We start from the raw sequence: 17,998 nt of genomic DNA, 5'->3' as shown, positions 1-17,998 counted from the left end.
TCCAAAAAGCATGGACAATAATAAAGAAAGGGCAGGTTTTTAAGGCCTGTCAGCGTGGAATATGTATTTAAAAAGTATTGAAATACAGGGTTTTAAATCATTTGCCAATAAGATCGTATTTGAATTCCACAACGGAATTACGGGCATCGTAGGCCCAAATGGCAGCGGTAAAAGCAATGTTGCCGATGCGGTGCGCTGGGTACTGGGGGAGCAGAAGGTAAAGCAGCTTCGAAGCTCCAGCATGCAGGATGTGATTTTTTCCGGAACGGAACTGCGCAAGCCCCAGGGCTTTGCCTATGTTGCCATCACGCTTGATAATTCAGATCATCACCTGTCCATCGATTATGACCAGGTGACGGTCTCCAGGAGAGTTTACCGTTCCGGTGAAAGCGAGTACATGATCAATGGCAGTGCCTGCCGTTTGAAGGATATTTATGAATTGTTCTATGATACGGGAATCGGCAAAGAAGGTTATTCCATCATCGGTCAGGGCCAGATTGATAAAATCTTAAGCGGGAAGCCGGAGGAACGCCGGGAGCTGTTTGATGAGGCCGCCGGTATTGTGAAGTTTAAACGGCGCAAGGCCATTTCCCAGAAGAAGCTGGAGGATGAAAAACAGAATCTGGTCCGTGTAAATGACATTCTCTCAGAACTGGAAAAGCAGGTAGGACCGCTTGCCAGGCAGTCTGAAGCGGCAAAGGAATACCTCCGTTTAAAAGAAGAACTGAAAAAATACGATGTCAACCAGTTTTTGATGGAAACGGAAGTCCTGCGGGTCCAGATGAAAGAGACCGGAGAAAAGGAAAACATCGTTTCCCGGGATTTGGAAGAAGCTAAGAAGATATCAGAAGGAATCCGGGAAGAGTATGACGCTCTGGATACCTTTTTATCCGAACTGGATGAGGGGATCAATGAAGCCCGGAATGAAAAAAACCAGTCCCACATGGAAATAGGAAATCTGGAAGGCCGCATCAACGTATTGAAGGAACAGATCAATACGGAACAGATGAACGCGGAGCACATTGCAGGACGTGTCCGTGCCGTACATACCGAAATTGAGGCAAAAAATGCCCAGGCTGCATCCTATGAAGAAGAACGGTCAAAGATTGCCGGCCAGGTGAGATCCGCAGCAGATAAATTAAAGGAAGCGGAAGGGGTTCTGGCTGCAGAGGATGAGCGGATACATCTGCTGGAGCAGCAGCTCGAAGAGGGCAAAGGCAGTATCATTGATATTCTCAATGAAAAAGCCTCTTTTACTGCAAAACAGCAGCGGTATGAAACCATGCTGGAACAGGTGAATGTGCGCCGTTCCGAGGTATGCCAGAAGCTTTTGAAATTCAAGAGTGATGAGTCGGAGCAGGACGAACAGCTGGCTCTTCTTCAGAAGGAAGCCGATGAAACCGAAAACGGAATTTCAGAACAAAAGGATGCACAGGCCATAAGCGAAGGCAGGACAGAGGAACTGGAAGGTGAGGTCCGGAGGCTGAACAAGAACTTAAATGACATGCAGCAGGAATATCACACCAGCTATACAAAACTGGAATCTCTTAAAAACATCGCGGAACGGTATGAAGGCTATGGCGGCAGCATCCGCCGGGTAATGGAGGTCAGGGACCGGGTCCGGGGCATCCACGGCGTTGTGGCTGATCTGATCGCAGTGCCTAAAAAATACGAGATTGCCATTGAGACTGCTCTTGGCGGAAGCATTCAGAACATTGTGACCGATTCTGAGCAGACAGCCAAACAGCTGATTGAGTATTTAAAGAAAAACCGGTATGGACGAGCCACTTTCCTGCCGCTTACCAGCATTGGAAATAAGAATTTCTTCAATCAGGAAAAAGCATTGTCCGAACCGGGCGTTCTTGGACTTGCAAATTCCCTGGTAGAAGCGGATAAGCAGTACGAAGGCCTGATGAACTATCTGTTGGGCCGGGTGGTAGTGGTGGATACCATTGACCATGCCATTGCTCTGGCAAAAAAATTCCAGTATTCCCTGCGGATCGTAACTCTGGAAGGAGAACTGCTCAGCGCAGGCGGTTCTATGACCGGCGGTGCTTTTAAGAATACCAGCAATCTGTTAGGGCGTAAGCGGGAAATAGAAGAGCTGGAAGAAGTCTGTGAAAAGGCCCTGACCGATGTAGAGCGCATAGAAAAGGAACTGGCCATGAACGAGGGACTCCTTGCAGAAAGCAGGGAGGAATTGGAACGGATCCGTGCAGAGATACAGCAGCTTTATTTGAAACAAAATACGGTTAAAATAAATCTACACCGGATCGAAGATAAAAAGGCGGAAATCAGGGAATCTTATGGAGACCTGGACCGGGAAAACGGCCAGCTTGAGGAACAGATACGGGAGATCGGCGCCAGCCAGCAGGAACTTCTTTCCGCTGTGGAAAAGCTGGAAAAACAGAACCAGGAAACCGGCGGGCACTTAGAAGCCTTAAATATCCGGCTGGAAAAGGCCAGAGAAGACAGAGAGCAGTATTCCAGAAATTTATCTGCAGTACAGCTGGAAGCTTCAGGCTTAAAGCAAAAGGATGACTTTGAACAGGAAAACATCCGGCGTGTGAAGGAAGAAATCCACCGTCTGGAAGAGGAGCTTGCAGGCCTTTCAAACGGAACCAATGGTTCCAGCCTGATCATCGAAGAAAAGCAAAAGGAAATTGATGCTTTAAAGAGTCAGATAGGGGAAGCAAAGGTCCGCGCGGAAGAACTGGAACAGATTGTAAATGAAAAGGTCGCCCGGAAGGAAGAAAAATCCAGGGAACAGAAGGAAATGTTCCGAAAGAGGGAGGAACTTACGGAACGAATCAGCCTTTTGGATAAAGAATTGTTCCGGCTGCAGAGTCAGAAGGAAAAACTGGATGAGAGGATGGAAGGCCACGTCAATTACATGTGGAATGAATATGAACTGACCTTTTCCACGGCAGAGGCTTTAAGAAACGAAGCGTGGACGTCACTGCCTGATTTAAAGCGCATGGCAGCATCTTTAAAGGAGGATATCCGAAAGCTTGGCAATGTCAATGTCAATGCCATTGAGGATTACAAAGAGGTATCGGAACGCTATGAATTCATGAAGACCCAGCATGATGATCTGGTGACTGCAGAGGGAACCTTATTAAAGATCATCGATGAACTGGATACCGGCATGAGGAAGCAGTTCGAAGAAAAATTCAGGGAAATACGGGTGGAATTTGACAAGGTATTCAAAGAACTTTTCGGCGGCGGGCGGGGAACCCTGGAGCTGGTGGAGGATGAGGATATCCTGGAGGCAGGAATCCAGATCATATCCCAGCCTCCCGGTAAAAAGCTTCAGAACATGATGCAGCTTTCCGGCGGGGAAAAGGCGTTAACAGCCATTGCACTGTTATTCGCAATCCAGAACCTAAAGCCATCTCCATTCTGTCTCCTTGACGAAATTGAGGCGGCTCTTGATGATTCCAACGTAGACCGCTTTGCTAAATATCTGCATAAGCTGACAAAATATACGCAGTTCATTGTCATTACACACAGACGTGGTACGATGGTAGCTGCGGACCGCCTGTACGGTATCACCATGCAGGAAAAGGGCGTTTCAACGCTTGTATCTGTTAATCTGATTGAAGAAGACTTAGAAAGTTAAGGAGGCCGACTATGGGTGAAAAAATGGGATTCTTCGGAAAGCTGGTAGCTGGACTGCAAAAGACAAGGGATAACATCATCGCGGGCGTGGATTCCATTTTCAGCGGCTTTTCGGCCATTGACGATGATTTTTATGAAGAGATCGAAGAAACCCTGATTATGGGTGATTTGGGAATCCAGACCACAATGTTGGTCGTGGAAGATTTAAGAAAGAAAGTAAAGGAAAAAAACATCAAGGATCCATCGGAATGCAAACAGCTTCTCATGGACAGTATTATGGAGCAGATGGATTTGGGGGAAAATGCATACGAATTTGAGAACCGGCAGTCCGTTCTTCTGGTCATCGGTGTAAACGGAGTAGGCAAAACAACCTCAGTTGGTAAGCTGGCCGGCCAGATGAAGGATGACGGAAAAAAGGTGATCGTTGCGGCGGCAGATACATTCCGTGCGGCAGCCATTGAGCAGCTGACGGAGTGGGCCAGAAGAGCCGGAGTGGATATCATAGCCCAGCAGGAAGGCTCTGATCCTGCAGCCGTTGTATTTGATGCGGTGGTTGCGGCTAAGTCAAGACATGCGGATATTTTGATCTGTGATACGGCAGGACGTCTGCATAATAAGAAGAATCTGATGGAAGAGCTTAAGAAAATCAACCGGATCATTGATAAGGAATATCCGGAGGCTTACCGGGAAACGCTGGTGGTGTTAGACGGGACCACAGGACAGAATGCCCTTGTACAGGCAAAACAGTTTATGGAAGTCGCAGATATTACCGGAATTATCCTTACGAAGCTCGACGGCACCGCGAAAGGCGGAATCGCGGTCGCGATCCAGTCTGAGCTGGGGATTCCCGTAAAATATATTGGGGTTGGGGAGAAAATAGATGACTTGCAGAAATTCAATGCAGAGGAGTTTGTAAACGCATTGTTTCACGTAGAAGAGAAAGAAGAGGCGTAAAGTATGTTGACATTGGAAAAGTTTGAAGAAGCATCAGAGATCGTTAGCAAGGTTACCCTGGAAACAAAACTTGTATACAGTGAGTATTTTTCCGCCCGGACCGGCAATAAGGTATATTTTAAACCGGAAAACATGCAGTATACCGGTGCTTACAAGGTGCGGGGTGCTTATTACAAGATCAGCACTCTGTCGGAGGAGGAAAAAGCCAAAGGACTTATTACCGCTTCCGCAGGCAATCACGCCCAGGGCGTTGCTTATGCGGCAAAACTGGCCGGCATTCCCGCAACGATTGTCATGCCTACAACAACACCGCTCATGAAGGTGAACCGTACCAAAGGCTATGGGGCGGAGGTCATTCTGGAAGGCGATGTTTTTGATGAGGCATGCAATTATGCTTATAAGCTTACGGAAGAAAGGGGGCTGACTTTTGTTCATCCTTTTAATGACTTAGATGTGGCCGCCGGGCAGGGAACCATTGCCATGGAGATTATTAAGGAGCTTCCTACCGTTGATTATATTCTGGTTCCGATCGGCGGCGGCGGACTGTGCACCGGAGTTTCAACGCTTGCAAAGATGCTGAATCCAAAGATCAAGGTCATTGGAGTGGAGCCGGCCGGCGCTAACTGTATGCAGGAATCCTTACGCCAGGGAAAGGTCGTTTCTCTTCCAAATGTCAACACCATTGCAGACGGTACAGCCGTTAAATGTCCGGGCGACAAGCTCTTCCCCTATATCCAGGAGAATGTGGATGAAATCATTGCCATTGAAGACTCTGAGCTGATCGTGGCATTCCTGGATATGGTAGAAAACCATAAGATGATCGTGGAAAATTCAGGACTTCTGACTGTTGCAGCTTTAAAGCATATGAACGTGGATAACAAAAAGATCGTTTCCATTTTAAGCGGAGGGAACATGGATGTGATCACCATGGCTTCCATCGTTCAGCTTGGCCTGATCCAGAGAGACCGTATCTTCACGGTATCGGTTCTGCTTCCGGATAAGCCGGGAGAGCTTGCAAAAGTATCTGCGCTGCTCGCAAAGGAACAGGGCAATGTGATCCGCTTGGAACACAACCAGTTTATCAGCATCAACCGGAATACGGCGGTGGAACTCCGCATTACGCTGGAGGCCTTTGGAACAGAGCATAAGAACTCCATTATGGCGGCTCTGACAGCGCAGGGATACCGGCCCAAGCTGGTAAAATCAAAAGGTACTTATGGGGAATAACATTAGGGAAAGCCAGGTTTATTCTGCCTGGCTTTTTCTATATGGATCAATCAAAGCTGGTTTAAGGCCTTTTGCACTTTTCCCATCATGCGAACGGATACAGAAAAGGTTTCTTTATTATCCATGGTGAGCAGAGCTTCTTCTCTGGAATACTTTATCACATGTTTCAGATTAACAATGGTAGAACGGTTGCATTGGCAGAAAGTGGAATTCAGGGTTGCGTACAGTTCTTTTAACGAGCCGGCCAATTGCCGGATTCCGGTTTTTGTATGAATGGTAATCTTGTGATAATCGTCACCGGTGGTAATGGCCACAATGTCATTTTGATCCAGAACCAGCGAAGCTCTGTCAACTTTTACGGATAAGAGACGATTGGAAGAGTCCAGCTGTACTCTGTAATTGCTTTCTGCGTTTTGAATACAGGCACAAATCTGCTCCGGCAAAGTTTCCGGTTTATCTTTTACAATAAAATCCATGGCTTCCACCTTATAGCGGAAGGTGAGAACAGCCATTTCACTGTGGGTAGTTACGAAAACAATATATCCCCGGGGATCATATTTGCGTATTTCCTGGGCCAGTTCAATGCCGTTTTTCTCTGCATGCAAATCAATGTCGAGAAAATACAGCCCGGTAATGTTGGAGCGCCTCCGCATGGAAAGCAGTTCCTCCGGCTTTGAGACAGAACAATACAGCCGGGATTCTGTCGAGTTCATTAATAAATATTTTTCTATGATGTCTTTCCATCGTTTTAATTGTTTTTTATCATCTTCGCAAAGGTATATGTGGATCATTTTGTACTCCTCATGAACCATTATGCATTAGGATTAGTTCCTGGGTGAAATAAGGTTCTTCGTATGTTGTATTCCAAATGGCATTTTCATAATTTTTTAAGATCATAACTACATTGAACAGTCCGACACCCCGGTTTTCGCCTTTCGTTGAAACGCCTTGATTATTAAGATCAGTTATGGCATGAGCTGGAGGAAGGGCGGTATTCCGAATGATAAGATAAAGATCATTCTCTTTATAAAACATACAGAAACGTAATTCTCTTTCTGCTGTTTCCATAGCAGCTTCTATGGCATTGTCTAAAAATATACCGATAATTCGCGAGAGGTCCAGAGAATCTATGAACAATTTGTCGATTGGCTCGGTCAGCTCTATTTCCGCTTGAATTCCTATTTCCATCGTATATATAAATTTGGAGGAGAGCAGGCTTTTCAAAGCTGTATTCTTAATATTGGAAAGCGCTCCCAGTTTGGTATCTGATTCCGTAAATGCATGGCTGATAGGAAGGATTCTGTCACCGTAATATTCCTTTAAACCTTCCATGTCTTTTTCGTTTATATATCCGGATAATGTGCTAAGGATATTTATGTAGTCGTGTTTGAATTTACGCATAACTCCATAGGATTCTTCCAGTCTGTCCGTATAGAGCCGAAGGTTTTCAAATTGAGCCATGCGGTGTTTATAAGCCTGTTCTGCCACAGTGATCTTATAGATAGAGTACATGAGGAAAACTGTAATTGCAAATAGTAATAGGAATATAATTCCGTTTAATGCAATGACACCGTAATTGTAGCCGAGACGTTCCCCATAGGAAAAATTAAAAATATAAAAGAACACCAGGAGAAACAGGTCAATAAAAATAGTTTTCACAAGGTGGCGGTTGGCCAGATATTGGGAAAGATTTAATTTCATGTGCAGAAACCAACCTAATAACTTGGTTGTAGACCCGCAAAACAAACAATAAATACAGGAAAAAGCTATTGTCAGTTCACTGTGGGATAATAGTTCTACCATATTCATTTTTAATAAAGAACCAGTTAGCCACATGATTACATAATTAAGAGTAACCGCATACAAATATCCAAAAAGATTGCAGGATAGGCTGAAAAAATCATATTTTGAGAAATAAAAAGTAAAGAGCAGAATTCCTCCATAGGTCAAAAAAGTACTTGTCTGCCCAAAAGTTTTATTAAAAAAGTAAACTGTAATAAAAATATAAAAAAACAGGAGGCATCTTTTTACTGCGGAAAACTTATATGGCAGCAGATTGACACAAGAAAAGTAACTGCATAGGCTTCCTGTTAGTGAATATATAAAGTAAGTCATATTCTGGCACCTCTTTTTGTAGGTACTAATATTCTACAATTCCTATGGGAAAAAGTAAAGTAAAATTGTACTAAAATAACGGGCAATTAACGTTTAGGAAGAAAAATACAACGAAAATTGCGAAAACATATCTAATTCAATATTTGTGGTAAAATGACATTGTCTGGTGGTGATAAGATGGTTATAACAAAGTTTTCAGCCATTCTTTGTGGTTTGTTGAATAAAATTAATCCAAGAAGCGATGAAGATAATATAGCAATCCAATATGGTTTTGAATTAATTTTAGATAATATAATAAAGTTATTCTTTCTTCAAATGTTAGGAGCATTTTTAGGAAAAGGTTGGGAGACCTTTATTATATTATTTTCTTTTTGCTTGTTGCGTCTACAAGCAGGAGGAATACATGCAAGGACGAATATTGGATGCAGCTTAGGGATGATATTGGTTTGGGGATTATCACTAGTTGGAAGCGTGTTTATAAAAATCAAGGTACCTTTTTTGATTTTGCTTTATGTTATTTGCGCAATTGTTGTAGCTTATCGTGCACCTAGAAGTAAAAATATAAGTCACTTTACATATTCATCAAAATTAAAAAAGAAATTTGTGTCTTTAGTGATATTAACATTAATAATGGTAATTGCATATATGAATGAGAGTTTGCGGGAATTACTAGTATATCCGGTTACTTTGGAAGTTCTAACATTACTTCCTGAAAATAATACAGCTGCGAAAGGAGAATGAAGTTATGAAGGGAAAAATTGTAGAAGGATTACAGAAGGCATTGGTGAAGGTTTCTATTAATTCAATTGGAAGAAGTATCCCTGCAACGATGTATGAAAGAGAGATACCAAAAGAAGTATTAAAAAAATTTGAAGACGGTAACAAGGAAATGAAAGGTTAAATCTATTTAAATCATTTGATACATAATAAGCAAAAGTTATTAAAAGGTATTTTACAGTCGTATTCCTGTAAATACTGATAAACAAATCCGGTATGAGTAACACGATAGTTATACGATCGTTGAAAAAGAAAAAGCGCTATTAGTCATGAAAGAAACTAGGGGGAACTTCTTTTTGAATAAATATAATTTCAATTAATGAATATTGTATATTTATAGTATTTTTTCCTTTTTAGAAGTTTATTTGTTTCTTTCAATGGTCATAAGGTCAAAAAATTGCTGCCTTTTGAATGATTTCAAAAGGCAGTTGGTTATATCCGATAGATTAGGGGATAATGCGAATGAGAGAGAATTTGTTTCGAAAAATTCTAAAACTGGAAGAGAAAATGGCAGATGCTTCTGCGCTAAAGAGTATCATATCAAAGCGCAGAAAGAGAAAGATCATTCCAGAAGAATATTTCATAGAAGTGATAACGGTAATACCGGAAAGGAAAACCGTTTTAGAAATTAGTGAGGTATAAACGAATTCAGATTCAAAAAATTTGATCCGGAATATTTAAAGCAGGTACTGGGAAGAAAACGGTTTTCTCCCCTATACCTGCTTTTTGTACTATAAAAGCCAGAATTTTCTTAATATCTTCTAACATTCTTCCAAAAGTACCTGAGGTTCTGCGACCATGGAATAATTGGTGTGGTATATAACAAAACCAGGTGCTGCTCCGGTTACCTTTTTGATCTGCTTTTTTTGAACATAATCCACTTCAACCTTGTCATTTTCCCGGCCTTTGGAATAGTAGGCTGCCAGGGCCCCGGCTTCTTCAAATACCCGGTCCGGAAGCTCCTTACCTTCTGCCTTTACGATCACATGGGAACCTGGGATTCCTTTTGCATGGAACCACCAGTCATTGCCGCTTGCAACTTTAAAGGTCAGTTCTTCATTCTGGTAATTATTCTTTCCCACATAGATATGGAAGCCGTCTGAAGAAAGGTAGTGGAAGGGCTTACTTGTGATTTTGGGCTTCTTGTCGCCGGCACGGCGGTGCTTGATGTAGCCGTATTCCATCAGCTCTTCTTTGATCTGCACCAGATCCTCCTCCATTAAGGCAATGTCCAGAGCGGCGCTGACAGATTCCAAATGGTCGATTTCCTGCCTGGTTTCCGTAATTTGTTCTGCCAAAGCCTCAAAGGTACGTTTCAGCTTATTGTACTTATCAAAATATTTCTGGGCATTTTCCTTAGCGGATAACTGGTCATCCAGAGGAATGGTGATTTCCTCATTGGTATAATAATTCAGGCAGGTAAACTGTTTTTCCCCGACCGTTATTTCATATCCATAGGTATTTAAAAGTTCCCCGTAAATCTTATACTTGTCCCGTTTCTCCGTATCCTTAAGCTGTTTTGTCTGCAAATCATACTTTTTATAATTCCGTTCCAATGCGGTCTGTACGATTTTTCGTAAGTCCATAGATTTCTGACGGATTCTGGTGATGGTATTCTTCGATGCATAATAGCTTTCTAAAAGAGAGCTAATGGAATCAAAGTGCTCCGCCTCATAACCCTCCCCTTCGTAGCAGGTCAGGGGAAGAGCAGAGAATTCCACAGGTTCTTCCTTCCTATATACAATATTTGGGGAGAAATGTCCCTGTTTTACGTCATCCATCAATAAAGTAAACATGCGATACAAATGGACCAGCTCCAACTCGCTCATTTCATTGGCAGAGTAATCGCCGTCAATGGAAGCCAGATGGCAGAGTTCGTGGCCCATAACAGGGCTTAAACCGGTCAGCTTCATATACAGCGCTTTTTGTACGGGAGCTGCAGTATGACCGATCACATCAATGAATTCTTCCTGAGTGATATTTAAAGGGTCCTTTTTATCCATGGTCTGCGGAATAAAATAGGTCCTGCCTGGAAGAACCTCGCGAACGGAACTGACCTGAGCGGAAATGTGTTTGATGCTGTCTATAATCAGGTCCTCTTCATTGCAGAAGATGATGTTGCTGTGTTTTCCCATGATTTCAATGATTAATTTTTTTGTCTGCCTGTCACCTAATTCATCTAAGTGTTCTACTTCCATGCACAGGATCCGCTCCAGGCCAGGCTGGCTCACCCGAATAATGCGTCCGTTTCCAATGTGCTTTCTTAAGAGCATACAGAAATTCGGAGCAGTCATGGGACTTTGTTTGTTTGCTTCTGTAAAATAAATCAGGGGGAGGCTGGCGCTGGCCGAAATTAAGAGCCTCCAGGTGTTTTTTTGATTTTTAATGGTAAACAGCAGTTCATCCTTTTCCGGCTGGGCGATCTTTGCGATTTTACCGCCTTCCAACCGGTTTTTCATTTCTGCTGCGAGATTTGCCATAACAATTCCGTCTAATGCCATTGTTTGATTCCTCCGGTAAATGGTCTATATAATAGAAACAGTATAGCACAGAAACGCTGTTCTGTAAAATTTAAAACCAATTGACTTGTTTTTTATTATGACTTATAATGGATAATATCTATGGCGAAAGAGAGGCATATGCAATGATTAAGAGCATGACAGGTTTCGGCAGGTACGAAACCGTCACGGATGAGTATAAGATTTCCGTCGAGATGAAAGCTGTAAATCACAGATATTTGGATTTGAGCATAAAGATGCCGAAAAAGTTTAATTTCTTTGAAGCAGGGATCAGGAATCTGTTAAAAAATTATATCCAGCGCGGAAAGGTTGATGTATTCATCAGCTATGAGGATTACACGGAGAATAAATTGTGTTTAAAGTATAACAGCGCGCTGGCTGCTGAATACATGGATTATTTCGCCAAGATGGAGGAACAGTTCGGGATTCATAACGACATCAATGTATCAGCCTTAGCGAAATGCCCGGAAGTTATCACCATGGATGAGGTACCGGAGGATGAAGAGCAGATGTGGAAGCTCCTCTCGGATACCATTGAGGAAGCCGCAAAACGGTTTGTGGAAACCCGAGTGACAGAAGGAGAGAATTTAAAGAACGATCTCCTTGGAAAGCTTAAATATATGACCGGGCTTTTGGAATTTATAGAAGAGCGGTCTCCGAAGATCCTTTCAGAATACCGGGCCAAGCTGGAGGACAAGGTAAAGGAATTATTGGCAAGTGCTTCCATTGATGAAGGCAGAATTGCCACAGAAGTTACGATTTTTGCAGACAAAATTTGTGTGGATGAGGAGACCGTGCGGTTAAGAAGCCACATTGAGAATACCCGGACAGAGCTGGAAGCAGGAGGAAGTGTGGGAAGAAAACTTGATTTCATCGCTCAGGAGATGAACCGGGAAGCGAATACCATTCTTTCCAAGGCCAATGACCTGGAGATTTCCGACAAAGCCATCGCATTAAAAACCGAGATCGAAAAGGTTCGGGAACAAATCCAGAATATTGAGTAGGGAGAAAAGCAAAAACATGAATGAACACGGCATGTTGGTAGTTGTATCCGGCTTTTCAGGAGCTGGCAAGGGAACTATAATGAAGGAACTTCTGAAACGGTATGATAATTACGCACTGTCCATTTCAGCCACTACCAGAAAACCCAGGGAGGGTGAAGCAGATGGCAGGGAATATTTCTTCGTGACAGAAGAACGGTTTCAGAGTATGATAGAGAAAGATGAATTGATTGAATATGCCCAGTACGTCAACCATTATTATGGAACGCCTAAGGAATATGTTTTAAACCAGATGAAAACGGGCAAGGATGTCATCCTGGAAATTGAGATTCAGGGGGCGCTTAAGGTGAAGAAGTGTTTTCCGGAGGCGATTTTAGTCTTTGTAATGCCGCCCAATGGGTCGGAGTTAAAACGCCGTCTCATCGGCCGGGGTACGGAAAGTATGGATGTAATAAACGCCAGACTCCGCAGGGCAGCTGAGGAAGCGGAAGGTATGGAAGCCTACGACTATATCCTTATCAACGATGAGATTGATACCTGTGTAGAAGAAATGCACCGTATGATTTCAGTCCAGCATAACCGGGCTTCCAATAATATGGCATTTTTATCCCAGATCCGGGAAGAATTAAAGAATATATAGATTCCATTTAGAAAGGGGAAAGAATGATGTTACATCCATCTTATTCAGATTTGATCAATGTAGTAAACAGCGAGGTAGAGCCGGGAGAGGCTCCGGTAGTGCAGAGCCGTTATTCCATCGTAATCGCCGCATCAAAAAGAGCGAGACAGATCATCGGCGGCTCAGAGCCTGAGATACCGGGAGCAGGCAAGAAACCGCTTTCTGTTGCCGTAGAGGAATTGTATGAAGGCAAAGTGAAGATTTTGAGCGAAGCGGACGCTACAGAAGAAGACGATAATTAGGAAGAAGGCCGTCTCCCTTTTGGCAGAGATGGCCTTTCCTTTACTTGCAAAAAAGAATGACAGGAGTTAGAACATGAAGTTATTATGTATTTCACTGGGCTGCGATAAAAATCTTGTTGATACGGAGATGATGCTGGGCCTTCTGAATAAAGACGGATATACTTTTACTGATGATGAATATGAGGCGGATGTCATTGTGATCAATACGTGCTGTTTTATCGGTGATGCCAAAGAGGAGAGCGTGAATACCATTCTGGAAATGGCCCGGAGGAAGGAAGACGGCAATTGTAAGGCACTGATTGTAACAGGCTGCCTGGCTCAGCGGTACAAACAGGAGATCATTGACGAGATCCCCGAAGTGGATGGGATTTTAGGGACATCGACCTATGACGAGATCTCCCGCGTTTTAAGTGAGGCTCTGGGGGGCAAAGAGCATGTACAGTGCTTTCACGAGCTGGACGGGCTCCCGGAGTTAAAAACAGACCGTGTACTTACAACAGGAGGTCATTATGCCTTTTTAAAGATTGCAGAAGGGTGTGACAAGCATTGTACCTACTGTATCATACCGACCCTGCGCGGCAATTACCGCAGCATTCCTATGGAGCGTCTGATTAAGGAAGCGGAAGGGCTGGCGGAGAAAGGGGTAAAAGAACTCATTCTGGTAGCACAGGAAACAACTCTTTACGGTGTGGATCTATATGGGAAAAAGGCTCTGCCTGAGCTTCTTAAAAAACTGTGCCGCATACCCGGAATTCAGTGGATCCGGATCCAGTACTGTTATCCGGAGGAAATTACGGACGAGCTGATTGAAACCATAAAAGAAGAGGAGAAGATATGCCATTACCTGGATCTGCCGATTCAGCATGCCAGTGACCGCATCTTAAAACGCATGGGACGGAGGACCACAAAGGCCCAGCTTCGGGAGATCGTGGAAAGGCTCCGGAGAGAAATCCCGGATATGGCCCTGCGCACCACTTTGATTTCCGGATTCCCGGGGGAAACGGAGAAGGATCACGAAGAACTGATGGAATTTGTTGATGAGATGGAGTTTGAACGCCTTGGAGTATTCGCATATTCTGCTGAGGAGGATACGCCGGCCGCAGAATTTCCGGATCAGGTTCCGGAAGAGGTCAAGGTGGAACGCCGTGATGCCATTATGGAGCTTCAGCAGGAAATATCTTATGACCATTCCCAGTCCATGACCGGAAAGATACTGGAAGTAATGATTGAAGGAAAAGTGGCTGATGAAAGCGCTTATGTAGGCCGAACCTATATGGATGGTCCGGGTGTGGATGGAATGATTTTTGTTCAGACCGGAGAAGAACTGATGTCAGGTGATTTTGCCAGGGTCCGTGTGACGGGTGCCATGGAATATGATTTGATAGGAGAGTTGGAAAATGAATTTACCGAATAAACTTACGATTTTAAGGGTTATCATGATTCCGTTTTTTGTTCTGTTTCTGCTGCTTGACGGTGGCTCGAATGCAGCATACCGTTACATTGCTGCTGTTGTGTTCATTATCGCCAGCTTTACGGATATGTTAGATGGAAAGATCGCAAGAAAATATGGCCTGGTGACCAATTTCGGCAAGTTTATGGATCCGCTGGCGGATAAGCTGTTAGTGTGTGCGGGACTGATTTGTTTTACGGCTTTGGGCCAGCTACCGGCCTGGATCGTCATCGTGATCATAAGCCGTGAATTCATTATCAGCGGATTTCGCCTGGTAGCTTCCGACAATGGCGTTGTGATCGCGGCAAGCTATTGGGGAAAATTCAAAACAGCATCACAGATGATCATGTCGGTTCTCTTAATCTTGAATATTCCGGCTTTGTCGCCTGTTACGGCAGTATTTATCTGGATCGCTGCCGTACTTACTGTGGTTTCGCTGATTGATTATATAGCAAAGAATTATCGTGTTCTTATGGAAGGGAGTATGTGATTATGGTAGTTGAACTGATTTCGGTTGGAACAGAGCTTCTTCTTGGTAATATCGTGAATACCAATACCCAGTATCTGGCGGAGAAGTGTGCTCTTTTGGGACTCTCCATGTATCATCAGGTTACAGTAGGAGATAACAGGGAACGCCTTTCGGAGGTATTAACAAATGCCTTAAACCGATCGGATGTTGTTATTTTGACCGGAGGCCTGGGACCTACGGAGGATGATTTGACAAAAGAGGTCTGTGCTGAGGTCATGGGATTTTCTTTGGAAGAAGATGCCCATACAAAAGAGCGGATAAAAAAGTATTTTAAGAACAGCATATACAAAGAGATTCCGGACAATAACTGGAAACAGGCTCTTGTTCCCCTTGGGGCAATTGTTCTTGAAAATGACAACGGTACCGCTCCGGGACTGATCATGGAAAAAGACGGGAAAGCTGCGATATTACTGCCCGGACCGCCAAATGAATTAAAACCTCTTTTCCGTGACCAGGTATTCCCCTACCTTCAGAAGCTTCAGCCGGAAGTGATCCGTTCCCAAATGATAAAGATCTGCGGTCACGGAGAGAGCCAGGTGGAGGACAAGCTTCTTGACCTGATCGATGGACAGTCCAATCCAACCATTGCCACTTATGCAAAGACGGCTGAGGTCCATTTAAGAGTTACAGCCAAGGCATCAAGCGAGGAAGAGGCCAAGAGTCTGTTAAAGCCTGTGGTAAAAGAGATTAAAAACCGTTTCGGAAACGATGTTTATACCACGAAAGAAGAGGAAACCCTTGAAATGACAGTTGTCCGTCTTCTTAAAAAATATGATTTGACCGTAACGACTGCAGAATCCTGTACCGGTGGTCTGATTGCCGGACGGCTGGTAAATGTCCCGGGGGCATCCGAAGTGTTCCGGGAAGGTTTTATTACCTATTCCAACAAAGCGAAAAGAAAGCTTCTCGATGTAAGCAAAAGCACCTTGAAAAAATACGGTGCGGTCAGCGAGCAGACCGCCAAGGAAATGGCCACCGGAGGCGTTTTTGCCACCGATGCGGATGTCTGCATCGCCGTAACCGGAATTGCAGGACCTGATTCAGACGGCGAAAAGCCGGTAGGGCTTGTTTATATTTCCTGCTATATGAAGGATAAGGTTAAGGTGGAGGAATACCATTTTAAAGGAAATCGGGAAAAGATCAGGGAACAGTCCGTTGTAAAGGCATTGGATTTACTGCGCCGTTCCATCCTTGCCAATTACCATTCATGATATATTCCGGGAGGAGAGAAAATTGGAAACCCGTTTACTGAAAAAACAGATGACTGCAGCGTACCAATACTCTTATGTCAGGCTGACGCTGAATTATTATACTTTATTTGAAACCATATCAGAGGAGACTGTGGTTTCAGAGCGGATTACCGCTTACTGCCGGCGGCTTAATCATCTGCTTAAGAATCACTTTTCCGGAAATGATGTGGAAGAGGGGCTGCTGGACCTTAGAAAGGACATCACTCATGAAGTGGAAGTCCTGACATCCTACACCGACTGCTTTCAGATTTATGAATATGTCATAAACAGGCTGGAACGGAAATTTAAGACATTGCCGGAAACAGGGCTTGATGATGAAAACTTTACAAGGCGGCTGATGGAATTTTTAGCGGATGCCGAAGAAGCGGCTGTTATGAATGAAAGGATCAAACAGATAATCAGTCAGCTTCCGGTCCGCTTGACGAAGCAGAAATTTTTTTGTCTTATTATGGAAGGACTTTCGGTTTACATCGGTTCTCCTAAGGAAAACTTAAAGGATATGCTGTATACCCTGCGTACCGAATCCATGGCAAAATTACCGGCAGGCATGGATGAGGGACATAAGGATTTTTATGAAACATTGGAACAGTTCCGGCATACCGATTACCACAGTATGACCAAAGAAGGCTATGAAGAGGCATCCGACAGGCTTATCCTTGCCAGTGAGGGCCTTATGGATGAATCCGGGCTTTATTTGATGCTGCAGGAAATCATCAATGATTTTTGTGTCCTTACGTTTGCCCGGCCGGAAGCAGTTATTGACGGGAAGGAAGAAGCGTTTTACTGCTCCCTGGTGACGGAGATTATTGAAAAGTTTGATAAAGAGGATTATTCTCCTGAAAACGAAGAATTTTTTGATAAGCTCACCCGGTTAGAGGGAAGACAGGAAGCATACTATGAGCGCTATTTAAAGACGGAACTTCCGGAGGAGAGCGATGCATTAAAGGCTGACCCGGATTTTATAAAAGCGGTCAACATTGACAGGCTTTTATCAGGCAGCAGCTTTGCGGAATTGAAAAAACGGAGCGATGAAACAGAAACTGTGATCACCGGAGAAGAGACGGTTGTTGACCGTTCCTGTTTAGAGGAAGCGGCTGGGATATATTTTAAAGAACTGGAAGAGGTGTTCTCCGGTGCTTCCAAGCCAGTGGTCCGGGCGATTATGGCTAAGGTTTTATCCGATATCCCCGTCTACTTTAACTCCATTGACGAAATACAGGCATACATCAGAGGAAGTCTGGAAAGCTGTCTGGACGAAGCGGAAAAGGAAACTTGCAAGGAATTGCTGGAAGAGCTGATGGATTATGAAAATAAGCTGGTTTGATCATCTGTATGTAGGGGAAAAAGCAAAAAAGAAACGTTACCGGATCATTCAGGGAATTCGCAGGTTAAAGCCACAACCAGGTGTTTATGTGATTACACCTGCTTCTAATGGGAATAATATACTTGATATCTACCCGTGGACAGCACTGGTACTGCCCTTTTACCGGGAAGAGGCATTTCTCATTATGGGCATTGCGTCTGATTACTGGGAAGCGCTGGAGGTAGCCGGGCGTATTGTAAATGATATGTACCGGAAAACTGGAGGCTTCGACCTGCCTTCTTTTATAGGGGAAGAGGCCGGTAAGGTGTGA

At 43.9% G+C, this 17,998-nt stretch carries 17 protein-coding genes; 14 read left to right on the top strand and 3 right to left on the bottom strand.

The genetic code is table 11. The annotated features are described in order from the left end of the window. Nucleotides 1-61: 61 nt before the first annotated feature. Genes smc through ilvA form a run of 3 tightly spaced genes read left to right on the top strand, consistent with a single transcriptional unit; the run spans nt 62 to nt 5,802 of the window. Nucleotides 62-3,622, top strand: coding sequence for a chromosome segregation protein SMC (smc, locus tag BQ9856_RS10110; RefSeq protein ID WP_077610924.1), 3,561 nt, complete (start codon nt 62-64; stop codon nt 3,620-3,622). Nucleotides 3,623-3,633: 11 nt separating this feature from the next. Then, nucleotides 3,634-4,575: a signal recognition particle-docking protein FtsY gene (gene ftsY, locus BQ9856_RS24830; RefSeq protein ID WP_200801286.1), complete on the top strand. Its 942-nt coding sequence runs from the start codon at nt 3,634-3,636 to the stop codon at nt 4,573-4,575. A 3-nt stretch (nt 4,576-4,578) separates the two neighbouring features. Next, nucleotides 4,579-5,802, top strand: coding sequence for a threonine ammonia-lyase (gene ilvA / locus BQ9856_RS24825; protein ID WP_200801285.1), 1,224 nt, complete (start codon nt 4,579-4,581; stop codon nt 5,800-5,802). Nucleotides 5,803-5,852: 50 nt separating this feature from the next. Here the strand turns inward: ilvA and BQ9856_RS10100 are convergent, their stop codons facing one another. Beyond that, nucleotides 5,853-6,593 carry a LytR/AlgR family response regulator transcription factor gene (locus BQ9856_RS10100; protein WP_159441977.1) on the bottom strand — a complete coding sequence of 247 codons (741 nt, stop codon included), beginning with the start codon at nt 6,591-6,593 and terminating at the stop codon, nt 5,853-5,855. A gap of 10 nt (nt 6,594-6,603) precedes the next feature. After that, the gene (locus BQ9856_RS10095; protein WP_077610922.1) at nt 6,604-7,917 is read right to left on the bottom strand and encodes a sensor histidine kinase; all 1,314 of its coding nucleotides are present in this window, start codon (nt 7,915-7,917) and stop codon (nt 6,604-6,606) included. Nucleotides 7,918-8,094: 177 nt separating this feature from the next. Between BQ9856_RS10095 and BQ9856_RS10090 the strand changes: the two genes are divergently transcribed. The 3 genes from BQ9856_RS10090 to BQ9856_RS10080 all read left to right on the top strand — a co-directional run bounded on the left by BQ9856_RS10090 (nt 8,095) and on the right by BQ9856_RS10080 (nt 9,336). Further along, a complete protein-coding gene (locus tag BQ9856_RS10090; RefSeq protein ID WP_159441976.1) occupies nt 8,095-8,658 on the top strand; it encodes an accessory gene regulator B family protein in 564 nt (187 codons plus the stop codon). A gap of 4 nt (nt 8,659-8,662) precedes the next feature. After that, nucleotides 8,663-8,818, top strand: coding sequence for an exodeoxyribonuclease V subunit alpha (locus BQ9856_RS10085; protein WP_077610920.1), 156 nt, complete (start codon nt 8,663-8,665; stop codon nt 8,816-8,818). A 338-nt stretch (nt 8,819-9,156) separates the two neighbouring features. Continuing rightward, nucleotides 9,157-9,336 carry a hypothetical protein gene (locus BQ9856_RS10080; RefSeq protein ID WP_077610919.1) on the top strand — a complete coding sequence of 60 codons (180 nt, stop codon included), beginning with the start codon at nt 9,157-9,159 and terminating at the stop codon, nt 9,334-9,336. A 119-nt stretch (nt 9,337-9,455) separates the two neighbouring features. On the opposite strand, the gene BQ9856_RS10075 is transcribed toward BQ9856_RS10080, so the two are convergent. Further along, nucleotides 9,456-11,195, bottom strand: a complete 1,740-nt coding sequence (locus tag BQ9856_RS10075; protein ID WP_077610918.1) for an Rqc2 family fibronectin-binding protein — start codon at nt 11,193-11,195, stop codon at nt 9,456-9,458. Between the two features lie 143 nt (nt 11,196-11,338). Between BQ9856_RS10075 and BQ9856_RS10070 the strand changes: the two genes are divergently transcribed. From BQ9856_RS10070 to BQ9856_RS10035, 8 genes are all read left to right on the top strand, one after another. Then, nucleotides 11,339-12,217 carry a YicC/YloC family endoribonuclease gene (locus tag BQ9856_RS10070; protein ID WP_077610917.1) on the top strand — a complete coding sequence of 293 codons (879 nt, stop codon included), beginning with the start codon at nt 11,339-11,341 and terminating at the stop codon, nt 12,215-12,217. Nucleotides 12,218-12,233: 16 nt separating this feature from the next. After that, nucleotides 12,234-12,854, top strand: coding sequence for a guanylate kinase (gene gmk / locus BQ9856_RS10065; RefSeq protein ID WP_077610916.1), 621 nt, complete (start codon nt 12,234-12,236; stop codon nt 12,852-12,854). Between the two features lie 23 nt (nt 12,855-12,877). Continuing rightward, entirely contained in the window at nt 12,878-13,135 is a 258-nt protein-coding gene (rpoZ, locus tag BQ9856_RS10060) for a DNA-directed RNA polymerase subunit omega (protein ID WP_442855518.1), read from the top strand. 73 nt (nt 13,136-13,208) lie between these two features. Next, on the top strand, nt 13,209-14,549 hold the full coding sequence (gene rimO, locus BQ9856_RS10055) for a 30S ribosomal protein S12 methylthiotransferase RimO (RefSeq protein WP_077610914.1): 1,341 nt from the start codon (nt 13,209-13,211) through the stop codon (nt 14,547-14,549). After that, nucleotides 14,533-15,075 carry a CDP-diacylglycerol--glycerol-3-phosphate 3-phosphatidyltransferase gene (gene pgsA / locus BQ9856_RS10050; RefSeq protein WP_077610913.1) on the top strand — a complete coding sequence of 181 codons (543 nt, stop codon included), beginning with the start codon at nt 14,533-14,535 and terminating at the stop codon, nt 15,073-15,075. Before rimO ends, pgsA begins: the two co-directional genes overlap by 17 nt. Before the next feature lie 2 nt (nt 15,076-15,077). Beyond that, nucleotides 15,078-16,325, top strand: a complete 1,248-nt coding sequence (locus tag BQ9856_RS10045) for a competence/damage-inducible protein A (RefSeq protein WP_077610912.1) — start codon at nt 15,078-15,080, stop codon at nt 16,323-16,325. 22 nt (nt 16,326-16,347) lie between these two features. After that, nucleotides 16,348-17,688 (top strand): hypothetical protein, encoded by a 1,341-nt coding sequence (locus tag BQ9856_RS10040; protein WP_077610911.1) that lies wholly within the window; start codon nt 16,348-16,350, stop codon nt 17,686-17,688. Next, nucleotides 17,669-17,998 (top strand): hypothetical protein, encoded by a 330-nt coding sequence (locus tag BQ9856_RS10035; RefSeq protein WP_077610910.1) that lies wholly within the window; start codon nt 17,669-17,671, stop codon nt 17,996-17,998. The genes BQ9856_RS10040 and BQ9856_RS10035 overlap by 20 nt, the downstream gene beginning before the upstream one ends.

The organism is Clostridium sp. Marseille-P2415 (assembly GCF_900155545.1).
Classification (GTDB): Bacteria; Bacillota; Clostridia; order Lachnospirales; family Lachnospiraceae; genus Lacrimispora.
The sequence above is the reverse complement of the archived record's forward strand: the minus strand, read 5'-3'. Positions and strand labels throughout refer to the sequence as shown.

Coding starts and splice junctions, on each gene's coding strand:
- smc (WP_077610924.1), top strand. CDS start 62: ATGTATTTAAAAAGTATTGAAATACAGGGTTTTAAATCATTTGCCAAT.
- ftsY (WP_200801286.1), top strand. CDS start 3,634: ATGGGTGAAAAAATGGGATTCTTCGGAAAGCTGGTAGCTGGACTGCAA.
- ilvA (WP_200801285.1), top strand. CDS start 4,579: ATGTTGACATTGGAAAAGTTTGAAGAAGCATCAGAGATCGTTAGCAAG.
- BQ9856_RS10100 (WP_159441977.1), bottom strand. CDS start 6,593: ATGATCCACATATACCTTTGCGAAGATGATAAAAAACAATTAAAACGA.
- BQ9856_RS10095 (WP_077610922.1), bottom strand. CDS start 7,917: ATGACTTACTTTATATATTCACTAACAGGAAGCCTATGCAGTTACTTT.
- BQ9856_RS10090 (WP_159441976.1), top strand. CDS start 8,095: ATGGTTATAACAAAGTTTTCAGCCATTCTTTGTGGTTTGTTGAATAAA.
- BQ9856_RS10085 (WP_077610920.1), top strand. CDS start 8,663: ATGAAGGGAAAAATTGTAGAAGGATTACAGAAGGCATTGGTGAAGGTT.
- BQ9856_RS10080 (WP_077610919.1), top strand. CDS start 9,157: ATGAGAGAGAATTTGTTTCGAAAAATTCTAAAACTGGAAGAGAAAATG.
- BQ9856_RS10075 (WP_077610918.1), bottom strand. CDS start 11,195: ATGGCATTAGACGGAATTGTTATGGCAAATCTCGCAGCAGAAATGAAA.
- BQ9856_RS10070 (WP_077610917.1), top strand. CDS start 11,339: ATGATTAAGAGCATGACAGGTTTCGGCAGGTACGAAACCGTCACGGAT.
- gmk (WP_077610916.1), top strand. CDS start 12,234: ATGAATGAACACGGCATGTTGGTAGTTGTATCCGGCTTTTCAGGAGCT.
- rpoZ (WP_442855518.1), top strand. CDS start 12,878: ATGATGTTACATCCATCTTATTCAGATTTGATCAATGTAGTAAACAGC.
- rimO (WP_077610914.1), top strand. CDS start 13,209: ATGAAGTTATTATGTATTTCACTGGGCTGCGATAAAAATCTTGTTGAT.
- pgsA (WP_077610913.1), top strand. CDS start 14,533: ATGAATTTACCGAATAAACTTACGATTTTAAGGGTTATCATGATTCCG.
- BQ9856_RS10045 (WP_077610912.1), top strand. CDS start 15,078: ATGGTAGTTGAACTGATTTCGGTTGGAACAGAGCTTCTTCTTGGTAAT.
- BQ9856_RS10035 (WP_077610910.1), top strand. CDS start 17,669: ATGAAAATAAGCTGGTTTGATCATCTGTATGTAGGGGAAAAAGCAAAA.